Source organism: Akkermansia sp. N21116, from assembly GCF_029854705.2.
GTDB lineage: Bacteria > Verrucomicrobiota > Verrucomicrobiia > Verrucomicrobiales > Akkermansiaceae > Akkermansia.
Genome location: NZ_CP139035.1, coordinates 2768352 through 2780417, shown reverse-complemented (window position 1 = coordinate 2780417; position 12066 = coordinate 2768352). Strand labels below are relative to the sequence as shown.

The 12066-nt window shown below is 54.8% G+C and carries 10 protein-coding genes and 1 CRISPR repeat array (1 of these 11 cut by a window edge); of the genes, 3 read left to right on the top strand and 7 right to left on the bottom strand.

From position 1 onward, the window contains the following. Positions 1 to 8 precede the first annotated feature (8 nt). The 4 genes from QET93_RS10520 to QET93_RS10505 form a co-directional block, all read right to left on the bottom strand. Positions 9 to 761 (bottom strand): TatD family hydrolase, encoded by a 753-nt coding sequence (locus tag QET93_RS10520; protein ID WP_280131901.1) that lies wholly within the window; start codon positions 759 to 761, stop codon positions 9 to 11. A gap of 18 nt (positions 762 to 779) precedes the next feature. Then, on the bottom strand, positions 780 to 1751 hold the full coding sequence (locus QET93_RS10515; RefSeq protein ID WP_280126214.1) for a KpsF/GutQ family sugar-phosphate isomerase: 972 nt from the start codon (positions 1749 to 1751) through the stop codon (positions 780 to 782). A gap of 283 nt (positions 1752 to 2034) precedes the next feature. Next, on the bottom strand, positions 2035 to 2592 hold the full coding sequence (locus tag QET93_RS10510; protein WP_280126215.1) for a DUF308 domain-containing protein: 558 nt from the start codon (positions 2590 to 2592) through the stop codon (positions 2035 to 2037). Between the two features lie 60 nt (positions 2593 to 2652). Next, the gene (locus QET93_RS10505) at positions 2653 to 3588 is read right to left on the bottom strand and encodes a hypothetical protein (protein ID WP_280126216.1); all 936 of its coding nucleotides are present in this window, start codon (positions 3586 to 3588) and stop codon (positions 2653 to 2655) included. 52 nt (positions 3589 to 3640) lie between these two features. Here QET93_RS10505 and QET93_RS10500 point away from each other — a divergent pair, with 52 nt between their 5' ends. Beyond that, positions 3641 to 4531, top strand: a complete 891-nt coding sequence (locus tag QET93_RS10500; RefSeq protein WP_280131902.1) for an alpha/beta hydrolase — start codon at positions 3641 to 3643, stop codon at positions 4529 to 4531. Between the two features lie 157 nt (positions 4532 to 4688). On the opposite strand, the gene QET93_RS10495 is transcribed toward QET93_RS10500, so the two are convergent. The 3 genes from QET93_RS10495 to QET93_RS10485 are packed head-to-tail and all read right to left on the bottom strand — an operon-like array spanning position 4689 to position 9332. Then, positions 4689 to 6338: a beta-N-acetylhexosaminidase gene (locus QET93_RS10495; protein WP_280131903.1), complete on the bottom strand. Its 1650-nt coding sequence runs from the start codon at positions 6336 to 6338 to the stop codon at positions 4689 to 4691. Between the two features lie 51 nt (positions 6339 to 6389). Then, complete coding sequence (locus QET93_RS10490; RefSeq protein WP_280131904.1) at positions 6390 to 7388, bottom strand: aldo/keto reductase; 999 nt, start codon at positions 7386 to 7388, stop codon at positions 6390 to 6392. Positions 7389 to 7445: 57 nt separating this feature from the next. After that, positions 7446 to 9332, bottom strand: coding sequence for an SLC13 family permease (locus QET93_RS10485; RefSeq protein ID WP_280131905.1), 1887 nt, complete (start codon positions 9330 to 9332; stop codon positions 7446 to 7448). A 316-nt stretch (positions 9333 to 9648) separates the two neighbouring features. Here QET93_RS10485 and QET93_RS10480 point away from each other — a divergent pair, with 316 nt between their 5' ends. Beyond that, complete coding sequence (locus QET93_RS10480) at positions 9649 to 10344, top strand: hypothetical protein (protein WP_345783056.1); 696 nt, start codon at positions 9649 to 9651, stop codon at positions 10342 to 10344. Between the two features lie 41 nt (positions 10345 to 10385). Next, a complete protein-coding gene (locus QET93_RS10475) occupies positions 10386 to 11387 on the top strand; it encodes a GGGtGRT protein (protein WP_280126225.1) in 1002 nt (333 codons plus the stop codon). 344 nt (positions 11388 to 11731) lie between these two features. Beyond that, positions 11732 to 12066: direct repeats of the CRISPR family, unit length 32 nt; unit sequence GTCGCTTCCTATACGGAGGCGTGAATTGAAAC (it continues 99 nt past the right edge of the window).

Sequence of the window (12066 nt, the reverse complement as noted above, 5' to 3'; positions counted from 1 at the left end):
GGAATGCGTCAGGGAAGGAAGATTGAGGGAGAGGACAGGTTCATGTAGTTTTCCCGGATTTGTATCAGCCACCATTCCGGAGGACAGTCACGGAAAAGAGAGCAAAGATACCGGAATGCCGGAATGAGATTCCCGGTGTAGCCGTCTGTTTCCGGCAGGAGGCGTTCCGGAGGAAGGCTGCGGATAGCGGCGTGGAAGGATTCGTCCATGAGTTGGCGGCTGCCGACGGAGAAAAGGGCATTGTGTTTGAGCAGAGGGGAGACGTGTTCGGACGGACCATGCCATGCGTGGACGAGCAGTCGGGGAGGAGGAAGTTCATCAAGGATTTTGAGAACCGGTCCCCAAGCCCGGACACAATGCAAAGTAACGAATCGGTTTTTTTCCCGGGCGATACCGAGATGAGTGCGAAAAGACTTTTCCTGAGCTTCCTGGGGAATGCGTGGGCGATGGGCCTTGTCCATGCCTGTTTCTCCGACACCGGCCATGGGGAATTCATCCAAAAGTTCGGTGAGGCGCTGCCAGTGGATGTCGCTGGCGTTCCCGGCGTGCCAGGGATGGATGCCGAATGAGGGGATGATCCGTTCCGGGTACTGCCTTGCCAGGGATGCCAGAGTGTCCCAGTCGTTGGGCTCTGCAGAACAAACGATGGATGAGGCGGCTCCGGGAAAGGGAAAATCCCGCCCGTTCGTCTCAAACGGGCGGGGAAGATGAGTGTGCGCATCCGGCAGCCCGGGCGGTATTTCGGAGGGGTAGCCGGCCATGGTTTCCGCAGGTGGTGTTTAAATGAGCTTCAGACGGGCGAGATCCTGTGTATCGACAATGCCGACCGGCTTCTTTTTGGCGTTGAGGACGACGAGGTCGTCGATCCTGCGGCTGCTGAGAGCGCGGATGGCCTGGGTGGCGAGATCGTCTTCCAGAACGAAGACCGGTTCGCGGGTCATGAGTTCTCTGACAGGCATGGCACCGGCATTGACGTTTTTCTGGTAGGCTCGCACAAAGTCTCCATGGGTAAAGACCCCGGCCAGTTCTCCGGTCGGTGTAATCAAAATGGTTGCACCGGCACGGCTGTCCGTCATAGCCTGGAGACAGTCGGTGACCGTGGAGTCTTCCGGAAGGATAGCGATTTCCGGAGGTTTACGCATAATATCTCCCACTTTGGTAAGCAGGGCTCGCCCGAGTGAACCGCCGGGATGGCGTTTGGCAAAATCTTCCGCCGTGAAATGGCGATCTTCCAGGAGAGCCATGGCAAGGGCGTCTCCCATGACGAGCATGGCGGTGCTGCTGGACGTGGGGGCCAGGTTAAGGGGGCAGGCTTCACGGCTGACTCCAGTATCGAGTACGATATCGGAGTACTTGGCCAGCGAGGATCCCATGTGCCCCGTCATGCCGATGATGGGCATATCGAAGCGTTTGAGGAAGGGGAGAAGATTGAGCAACTCAACCGTCTCGCCGGAGAAGGACATGGCAATACAGACATCCCCGTCGCAGACGACTCCCAGGTCTCCGTGAAGGGCGTTCTGGGAATCCAGCATGACGGTAGGGGCTCCGGTGGAGTTCAGGGTAGCGACGATTTTTTGACCGATATTGCCGGACTTGCCAACGCCCACCACGATGATCTTATGTCCCTTGGCGAGGGCTTTAGACATGACGGTGATGGCTTTATCAAAATTTTCGTTCAATCTGGAGGCAACACTCTGGAGTTCTTCGATCTCCATATTGAATACAGCTTGGGCTCTATTGAGATGATTCATGGTTCCCCTCCATGATGCTGTTAATTTGTCTCAAGGTCAAATTTTCTATGCGTTTCTGGCATGAATCCCGAGAAGATTTTTCGAAGGATCAGGTCGTTTTTCGGAGGGCAGCCTTTGTTTTTTTATTGATCCTTAAGAGGAGCACCGTTCTAAACGATTGCATGACGAGGAGGCGGTTTATTTCCGGTGGATGTGGAATCAGTCCGGATTTATGGATGATAACAAAGGGCTGCCTCTGTGAGTGAGACAGCCCTTTGGCAGGAAAGGAATGGATATTCCCGGGTTAGTCCTTGTTTTTGCCGGAGGCAAAGGCGACGAAGAACATGGCCCATCCGGAGAAGATCAATTCACAGGCGATGACGGTTCCCAGAAACCATGCGGCCGATTGCGGAAAGGTTGCAACGATGATGATACCGAGGCCGAGGGTGATGATACTGTTGAAAATCAGCCATCCTTTACCCGGAACTTTGCCGACGCGCATGCTGGCGAACAGGCGGAAGATTCCTCCGAATACGAGGAACCAGCCGATAACCAGAGTGAACGAGGCCATCGCGAGGATCGGATTGAGAATTGCCAGAACACCCACGATTGCATAGATGATTGCCGAAACCAGGTTCCACCATCGAGAAGCGGATGTGTTGGTTTTGAACACCCGGAACAGGCGCAGCAGAGCCGCTGCGACAAACAGGATCCCGATGACCCACATGGAGGCTGCCCCCAAGGCAAAGGGGATGCTTAGGGCAATGATGCCGAGGATGATTTCAACAATGCCTATCGTACCTGCAACCCATGGGGTGAGGATGGAAAAACGGGGATCTTCCGATGATGTCTTTTCTGTCATGGTTTCTTACTTGGTTGAAGGGATAGACACCAGGGAGGAGATGAACGTTCGATTGGTCAGTTATTTTTTGGCAGCCTCGGATGTTTCTTTTTTGTGAAACTGGGGAGCCATGTGGCGGATGGTATCGGGCGTGATGGTGAACGTCGTGGGGCCGCTGGTTCCGGTCTGGTCGGCGGGAACCGTGTAGGAATAAGCCAGTCCGGGGAAGTTGCCCACGGTTTCCGGCATGACGTATACCATTACGGCGAGGGGCCCCGGCTTGCCCCCCGGAGCGGGAGAGATGGATAGATCGATGGTGTTGACGCCGTTCCTCAACCCTCCGGAGATGACTTCTGCCATGCGGGCGTCTTCGAAGACATGATCGGATACATTATTGATGCGCGCCTTGACTGTGCGGCCGGGGCAGTCTACGAAGATTTTACCGATGTACTGCGGTACGGGGCAGACGACCGGTACGGGAGGGACGGTGCCGAGGGGTTGGAATCCGTCTTGTTCTTCAAGGACGGATGTATCGTGGTTGCGCAGGCGTTCACGGACTTTGGGAAGTTGGGCGAGGTTGAAGAATCGTGCCTGGTCGTACTTCCATTCACCTCGTTCGTTGGTGAAAAGGAGGACATAGGCGTTTTCCGAGGGAGCTCCGCCGATCCCCCAGTCCACTTTGCCGAAGTAGGTGGCGGCTGCCGTTGGCCCTTTGACGACAGTACCGATGTATCTCAACGGCAGGAGGGAGGGAGGGCTGATTTGCTGGTTGAAGAGGGACTGGGGCCAGGGACGCTTTTCCGAAACGGCCAGGTTGCGGACTTTGACCTTACGGTAGGCGGCGGTCGTCTTTTGCCAGCCGTCGTAGTTTTCACGGATCATGTGCTGTCGCCATGTATTGTACACGGTTTCCAAGTCGTTTTTGAGCTGCGCCTGGTTGGGTGTCGGTGCGGCAAATGCTGAAGCGGCAAAGCAAACCGCCGAACAAAGGACGGATAAAAAAATGCGATGTGTCATTCTGCTCGGCAATATGACATGACTCTTGCCCTGGAGGCAACACAAATGCATCATGATGTCGTTTCCTATGGATTTGCTGTCTCCCTCCGACCGGCTGGCTGAACACCGGTATCAAAAATTGCTTCGTTTGCAACCCGAGTTTGTCTGGCGTGAATTCGGGGACGGAGAAGTATTGAAGGCTCGGGTGTTTTTTCCCCCGGAACACAAGAGCGAGGATTCTGTTCCGGGAGTCGTTTTTTTTCACGGCGGCTTGTGGTCGTCATACAATGTTGTTGAGTTTGTTCCTTGGGCTCTGCATCTGGTGAGCCGGGGTGTTGCCTGCATCCTTCCGGAGTACCGTATGCCGGTGAATTACGATGTGGCTCCGCGTGATATCTTATATGAAGCCCGCGAGCTCTGGGCCTGGGTGAGAAGCAATGCCGTCGAGTTGGGAATGGATCCGTCCCGCATTACGGTGGCGGGGAGCGATGTTGGCGGCTTGATGGCTCTGCATGTAGCTCTTCCTGATGTTCCCAAACGCCGCCGTTGGTTCCGCAAAGCGCCTCCTTTGCCTCCGGGGCCTGCTTGTGTGGCTCTTTTCCGGGGAATTGTGGATACCGATGCCCGGATCGCAGACCGCGTTCTGCACGGGATGAACGAGGAAGAACGCAAGGCTCTGTCTCCCTCGCGTCGCCTTCGGAAGGGGTTGCCTCCCTTGTTTGCTTCGCACGGTGGACAGGACAGGATGATTTCTGCCCGGATGACGGAGGAATTCTGCCGGGAGTGGACGAAAAAGAAAAATGTCGGGCATTACGCCTACCTTGATCTTGCCGACCATTCCTATTATCATTTCAATGTGAATGCCCGTTACTTTGAGTTTCTCCTCAGCGAATGGGATACTTTTATGGTCGAACAGGGGATTTGGGAGGAAGACGGCGGGGTTGACAATGTCCTGCTCTCGTGAGGGGAAGGAGGAAAGAGGCTGGAGGACTGTACAAGAAATGTTTCCCACTAGTTAATAACAAGGAGATATCAGTTGTGCGAAAGATGACAATAAGGCTACTCCGCGAATCCCACGCAAAGTAGCCTTGAAGATAGGAAAAGACGGTTAAATTCGTCGTTTATTTCGATTTTTCGGGTGCTGTCGTTTTAATGACGACATCGGGTCTGGCTGGAGCGCCTGTGTCGGGACGGCGGTAGTTGACCTTCTGTTCGTCGAGGTAGGGAAGTTGCTTGTTGAGGCGATTCTTGAAGTCCGCTTCATTTTTCAACTCCAGCGGGGTCCAGGCAATTTCAGCGAGGGCCAGTGCGCGGGGGAAGACCTGGTATTGGAACTTGTTGATGTCCGGGATGTACTCCGACCAGACATTGCCTTGGCAGCCGAGGACGTGTTTTTCCTGTTCCTTGGTGATGCCGGAGGGAACCGGGTTGAAGGCATAGACCTTTTCCAGGGGAACATTCCCGCCGATGACTTCGTATTCGGGCTTGTTGGGGGCTCCAGGGCCTTGGGAGTAGTCGAGGTAGAGGGAATCGGTGTGGGTCATGACGACGTCATTGCCGCGTTCGATGGCATGGCGAGCCCAGCGGATGTCGCGCCAGACCATCATGGAGGCAGTCGGGGAAAGTCCGCCTTCATTGATTTCATCCCATCCGATGAGGCGTTTGCCCTTGCTGTTGACAAGTTTTTCGACGCGTCTAATGAAGTAACTTTGGAGTTCTTCTTCGTTCTTCAGCCCGTTTTCCTTCATGATTTTTTGAGCTGTCGCGGACTTTTTCCATTGATCCTTGGGGGCTTCGTCTCCGCCGACATGGATGAAGGGGCTGTCCGGGAAGAGTTCGGCAACTTCCGTCAACACATCGTCGAGGAACTTGAAGGTTTCTTCCGTCGGGGCAAAGATGTACGGGAAGACACCCCAACTGCATACGACTTTCGGGTCGTAGTTCTCAATGTCCTTGTTGCCGAGTTCAGGGTAGGCTGTGATGGCGGCGGCGGCATGCCCGGGGACTTCGATTTCCGGGATGACAGTGATGCCACGCTGTTTGGCGTACTTGACGACATCCTTGATTTCATCCTGAGTGTAGTAACCGGAGTAGGGGACGCCATCCGGCTTGTTCCGTTGGCCCATGATAGGGGAATGCGTACGGGAACTGCCGACTTCCGTCAGCTTCGGATATTTCTTGATTTCGATGCGCCAGCCCTGATCGTCGGTGAGGTGCCAGTGCAGGGTGTTGAACTTGTAGCGTGCCAGAAGATCAATGACTTTTTTGATGTCTTCGGCAGGCATCATGTGACGGCAGCTGTCCACCATCAGGCCTCGCCAGGAGAAACGCGGGGCGTCTTCAATAGCCATTGTCGGGAAACAGATTGTTCCCTTGTCGTCTTTGGTAACGCTTTGGGCAAGGCTTTGCAGGGCGTAGAAGGCTCCCTGGGGAGTGGAAGACTCGACGGTGATTTTCTGGGGGGTGACATTCAGCCGGTAGGCTTCCTTGCCGAGCTTGTCATCTGTGGAAAAGACCAGTTCCGGATTTTTGTCGCTGATTTGCGTCTTGATGCCAACATTCTGGAGAACACGGCTGGCCATGCCGGAGATGGAGCCGGGGGCGATGCGGATACCTTGGGAGAGGCTGAAGCCGGGTTCGCCCAGTTTTTCCTGGAGCGAGACCGGTTTGGGGATGATGGCGCTGCCTTCCTGTACCGGTCCCGAAGGTGCGGCTAGGGCGGTTGTAACCAATGTCAGGGAGGCAATCAGGGGAAGAGAGCGGCTTTTCATAATTTTCTCTAGTACGGGGCTGGGATGTATCATCTTTCAGGATGGATGCTATTATTTTTCGGGTAATTTGGAAATGGAATCGATACTGTCGAGTTCTTCTTGCGACCATGAATTGTTATTCAGTGCCTTGAGGCAGTCCGTAATCTGTTCCGGCCGACTGGCTCCGATGATGCAGGATGTCACTTCGGGGCATCTGAGAACCCAGGAGATAGCCATTTGGGCAAGATCCTGACCGCGGTTGTCTGCGATTTTGGCAAGTTGCCGGATCTGGGGCAGTTTTTCGCGGACGCGGTCTTCTGTGAGGAAAACGGAGGAGCCTCCGGCGCGGGAGTCGGACGGGATGCCCTGGAGGTATTTATTGGTAAGCAGGCCCTGGGCCAGCGGCGAGAAGACAATGCCCCCCATTTGTTCCTGGCGGATAACGGGGAATTGGGCTGTTTCCGCTTCCCGGTCGAACATGTTGTAACGGAACTGGTGGAGGAGGCACGGCACACCCGCTTCTTCCAGAATGCGGCAAGCGGTTCGCGCTGCATAGTCCGGATATTTCGAAATCCCGGCGTATAGAGCCTTGCCGCTTCGGATGGCGGAAATGAGGGCTCCCATGGTTTCTTCCACCGGGGTATCCGGATCGTAGCGGTGGGCATAGAAGATATCCACGTAATCAAGTCCCATGCGTTTCAGGGATTGGTCGAGGCTGGCGAGCATGTGCTTGCGGGAGCCCCATTCTCCGTATGGACCATCCCACATGAGGTGGCTGGCTTTGGTGGAAATGATGATTTCATCCCGGTAGGGCAGGAGATCCGAGGAGAGGATGCGTCCGAAACATTCCTCGGCGGAGCCGGGGGGCGGGCCATAGTTGTTGGCGAGGTCGAAGTGGGTTATGCCGGCGTCAAAGGCCGTCAAAATCATCTGACGGCTGACCTCGGCGTCGGTGCCGGTGCCGAAGTTATGCCACAATCCCAAGGACAGGGGCGGCAGGAGCAAGCCGCGCCGCCCGCAGCGCACGTAATCGAAGTGCCGGTATCTGGAGGAGTCCGCTTGATAAGCCATATCCTGTATCATTACATGACTCCCTCCGGGATGTCACGACAACAATAAGACACGTACTTAATGAAACGGGAAAAAGAAGGGGGCCGTCAATGTGAAGAGAATCCAAAGAGCGATGTTCAGCGGCAGGCCGACGCGGAGGAAATCCGAAAATTTGTACCCGCCCGCATTATAAACGTACGTGTTGGTCTGGTAACCGATGGGGGTGGAAAAGCTCGCGCTGGCTCCGAACATGACTGCCATGATGAACGGCATCGGGTCAACGCCGAATTTGACGGCCATTTCATAGGCTAGTGGAGCCATGACGGCTGCTACGGCGTTGTTGGAGACCATCTCCGTCAGAATGGAACAGAGAAGGTAGAGTGCGGAGAGCATGAAAACGGGGCCGAAGGGGCCGACCGTACTGACAACGGTTTCCGCAATGGTCCGCGCCAGACCGGTCTGGCTCATGGCATCGCCGATGCAGAGCATGCCGAGGATGAGGAAAATGATGCCCCAGTCTACGGATCGGTAGGCTTCTCGTGGCTTGATACATCCCGTAATAACGACGAGCAAGGCGGCGATGAAGGACAGGTAGAACGGATCGAACTGCGAGAAGAAGGAGAAGAATGCTCCGTATTTGTCGAAGGATCCCAGCAGGCCGAAGAGAATGAAGATTCCCATGGCGGTAATGGCCCAGCCGCGTTTGTGCCTGTTGTGCAGCTCGGCCGATCTCCGGCTCAGGGGGATAAGACGGCGCTTTTTGAGGATGCGATCCATGCCGTCTTCTGGGCCTTCCAGAAGGAGGGTATCTCCCTCGTTGAGGCGAGTGCTTTGACCTATGTTCTGGGTGATGTTTTTGCCGTGGCGGTGGATGGCCAGGACAAGGACATTGAAGCGCTGGCGGAATTTGAGCTCGGTGAGCGTGTGTCCCGCGAATTCGGAATCGATGTCTACCATGCCTTCGACGATAAGCACATCGCGTTGTTCCAGGGCTTCCAGACCGCGCGTTTCATCCCAGCCGAGATCGACGCCCTTGGCCTCGCGAGCCTGGGCTATTTTACGGGTTCCGCAAAGGACGAGGACGCGGTCTCCCTCAAGAAGCTGAATGTTGGGGAGTTCCTCTTGGAGAGTAACGCCTTTGCGCCGGACTTCGACGATTTTCATCCCGCTGAGTTCCCGGCGGATCAATTCCAGAGGGGACTCCCCGATGAAGGGAGAGTCTTTGATGATGCGCATTTGCAGCAAAAAGTCCTTTTGGGATCCCTGGGGAAGAAGGGTGGAAAGTGTCTCGCGGTTGGGCAGCAACTTGCGCCCGATCGTCCACAAATAGATGAGTCCGAATGCGGCGTAGAGCAACCCCATCGGGGCCAGTGTGAACATTTTAATGGCATCGTAACCCAGCTTTTGAACCTGTCCGAGGACGACGACATTGGTTGAGGTGCCGACGACCGTGCAGGTACCCCCCAGAATTGTGGCAAAGGAGAGGGGAATGAGCAGTTTGGACGGGGCAATTTCGTGTTCCCGGCAGAAGGAGAGGACGACGGGCATCAGGATGACGACGACGGGAGTGTTGTTGACGAACGGAGATACGGCGAAAGCCCCGAGCGTGATGACGACCAAGGCATATATTTCCCTTCCTTTAGATACGCGGTTGAAGATTTTGGACAGATCGGCGATCAAGCCTGTTTTTTCCAGGGAAGCGCTGAGAATGAACATGCAAACAACCGTCAGAGGACCGCTGTTGCCAAAACTGGAGAGTACCTGCTTTGTGTTCAGAATGCCGAAAACCATTAACAATCCCGTTGCGCTTAATGCCGTGATTTCAACGGGCAGCCACTCTTTGACGAAGGAAACGAAAATAAAGATCAGAAGGATGCCGACTATCCATTGCTGGACGGGTGAACTATGGATCCATTCCTCTATGGGAAGCGTGGCGAGAAGCGAGGTGTGAAAACAATCAAACATATCGAAGGAAAAGGTCGTTTGGCGTTGTCCTGTTCGACGGGCATTGGAAACGCAAGCCCCTTGTTCCTACCCTTCGTAGAGCTTTGTGTCAAGTGAAGCGAATTTTCCTCCTTACCGAGAACGTTGTACGGGAGAATACCCGGAACGGAGGGCTCCCCCAGGCATTCCTTGTCCCGAACTGCGTATTTGACGGGAATCCTTAGAATCTTGTTTGCCAATCGGCTTGAAATCGTTTACACTATTTCCCAGAGGGCTTGGCTCGTTCCCGATCGGGGACATGCCGGATTGCCCAAACACCTACAGCAAACAGATAACCATGCAGTTTACTCACGAAATCGAACAAATGTGTTGCGTCAAAAAGGGATGCAATCACGGTCCGGCTCCTATTCCCCAGGAAGGGCAGTGGACCCAGGCCAAGGAGATCACGGACATCTCTGGTCTTACCCATGGTGTGGGCTGGTGCGCTCCTCAGCAGGGAACGTGCAAATTGACGCTCAACGTCAAGAACGGCATTATTGAGGAAGCCCTTGTGGAAACGTGCGGCTGCTCCGGCATGACTCACTCCGCAGCCATGGCCTCTGAAATCCTTCCCGGCAAAACCATTCTTGAAGCTCTCAACACCGACCTCGTTTGCGACGCCATCAATACGGCCATGCGCGAACTCTTCCTGCAAATCGCCTATGGCCGTACCCAGAGTGCCTTCTCCGAAGGCGGCCTGCCCATCGGCGCAGGTCTGGAAGACCTCGGCAAAGGTTTGCGTTCCCAAGTGGGTACGCTGTATGGCACCCGTGCCAAAGGCGCTCGTTATTTGGAAATGGCCGAAGGCTACATCACCAAGCTTGCCGTTGATCCCGAAGGTGAAATCGTCGGCTACCAGTTCATCAAGATCGGCCCCATGATGGAAATGATCAAGAAGGGCGTTGATGCTAACGAAGCCGTTCAGAAGTGCACCGGTCAGTATGGTCGCTTTGACGAAGAAGGCGTGAAACACATTGATCCGCGCCACGAATAAACCCACCCCCGGAAAACCATATCTGAGAAAGGATAACTAACATGGCACTCTTTGAATCATACGACCGCCGCATCAAGCAAATCAATGAAACCCTTGCCAAATACGGCATCGGCTCTATTGAAGAAGCGGAACAAATCTGCCTCGACAAGGGCATTGATGTCCGCAAAATCGTGATGGGCATTCAGCCGATCGCTTTCGAAAACGCCGGCTGGGCCTACGTTGTCGGCGCAGCTATCGCCATCAAGAAGAACTGCTCCAAGGCTGCTGATGCTGCCGAAGCCATCGGTGAAGGTCTCCAGTCCTTCTGTATCCCCGGTTCCGTAGCCGATGACCGCAAGGTGGGTATCGGGCACGGCAATCTGGCCGCCATGCTTCTGCGTGACGAAACCAAATGCTTCTGTTTCCTCGCCGGTCACGAATCTTTTGCCGCCGCTGAAGGCGCCATCGGCATCGCCCGCAACGCCGACAAAGTCCGTAAGGAACCCCTTCGCGTCTGCCTCAATGGCCTCGGCAAGGATGCTGCCTACATCATCTCCCGAATTAACGGCTTCACGTACGTGGAAACCAAATTCGACTATGCTACCGGCAAGCTCAACATCGTCCGAGAAAAGGCCTTCTCCAAAGGACCTAAGGCTGCTGTCCGCTGCTACGGTTGCGACGACGTCCGTGAAGGCGTTGCCGTCATGTGGAATGAAGGTGTGGACGTTTCCATTACCGGTAACTCCACCAACCCGACCCGCTTCCAACATCCGGTGGCCGGTACGTACAAGAAGGAATGCATTGAAAAGGGCAAGAAATACTTTTCCGTTGCCTCCGGTGGTGGTACGGGGCGTACCTTGCACCCGGACAATATGGCCGCCGGTCCCGCCTCCTACGGCATGACCGACACCATGGGACGCATGCACTCCGATGCCCAGTTTGCCGGTTCTTCCTCCGTTCCCGCCCACGTAGAAATGATGGGCTTGATCGGCATGGGGAACAACCCCATGGTTGGCGCCTCCGTGGCTGTCGCCGTGGCTGTTCAGGAAGCTCTGACCAAGTAAAGGGCAGGCTCATCCTGTTTTGCAGACTCCGGGTCATTTTATGTGGCCCGGGGTTTTTGTTTGCTGTTCATTCGGGATTTTGAAAGGAAAGATCTTTTCAATTGCTCCATGATTTCGCATTTTGAACGTAGGGTATTTTCTCGGATTATTCCTAGGAAGGATGCTCCGGCGCCGACCCCAAGTGGACACGATTTTGCCAAGGGATTGGCGGATTGCTTTCTCCTTGATTCTGAATATTTATACAACCTATTTCACGAAGAATACCAAACGGCAGGTATTCCCAGAGGGAGGTTGGCGGAAATTCCCTCCCGGGGCATTTATATTCAATACCTCCAAAATCCGCCGTCGCTTCCTATACGGAGGCGTGAATTGAAACGCGCGATATCCGAACGCCCGCACAAAAAAAGCCGGGAGGTCGCTTCCTATACGGAGGCGTGAATTGAAACGCGCGGGCAAGAGCAAATCCCATGCGGATCCAGGGTCGCTTCCTATACGGAGGCGTGAATTGAAACTTGGAACCGCTTAACCGTCCATTCGGTTTGAGCGCGTCGCTTCCTATACGGAGGCGTGAATTGAAACGTCGAGCATTGGGGCGGATGGGTACGCGGAGCTGGTCGCTTCCTATACGGAGGCGTGAATTGAAACCGCCTGGAATGCTTGGGAGAAGACGAAGGAAACC

Bases quoted from the DNA above. Each gene is read 5' to 3' on its own strand.
- QET93_RS10520 (WP_280131901.1), bottom strand. From the start codon at position 761: ATGGCCGGCTACCCCTCCGAAATACCGCCCGGGCTGCCGGATGCGCAC.
- QET93_RS10515 (WP_280126214.1), bottom strand. From the start codon at position 1,751: ATGAATCATCTCAATAGAGCCCAAGCTGTATTCAATATGGAGATCGAA.
- QET93_RS10510 (WP_280126215.1), bottom strand. From the start codon at position 2,592: ATGACAGAAAAGACATCATCGGAAGATCCCCGTTTTTCCATCCTCACC.
- QET93_RS10505 (WP_280126216.1), bottom strand. From the start codon at position 3,588: ATGACACATCGCATTTTTTTATCCGTCCTTTGTTCGGCGGTTTGCTTT.
- QET93_RS10500 (WP_280131902.1), top strand. From the start codon at position 3,641: ATGATGTCGTTTCCTATGGATTTGCTGTCTCCCTCCGACCGGCTGGCT.
- QET93_RS10495 (WP_280131903.1), bottom strand. From the start codon at position 6,338: ATGAAAAGCCGCTCTCTTCCCCTGATTGCCTCCCTGACATTGGTTACA.
- QET93_RS10490 (WP_280131904.1), bottom strand. From the start codon at position 7,388: ATGGCTTATCAAGCGGACTCCTCCAGATACCGGCACTTCGATTACGTG.
- QET93_RS10485 (WP_280131905.1), bottom strand. From the start codon at position 9,332: ATGTTTGATTGTTTTCACACCTCGCTTCTCGCCACGCTTCCCATAGAG.
- QET93_RS10480 (WP_345783056.1), top strand. From the start codon at position 9,649: ATGCAGTTTACTCACGAAATCGAACAAATGTGTTGCGTCAAAAAGGGA.
- QET93_RS10475 (WP_280126225.1), top strand. From the start codon at position 10,386: ATGGCACTCTTTGAATCATACGACCGCCGCATCAAGCAAATCAATGAA.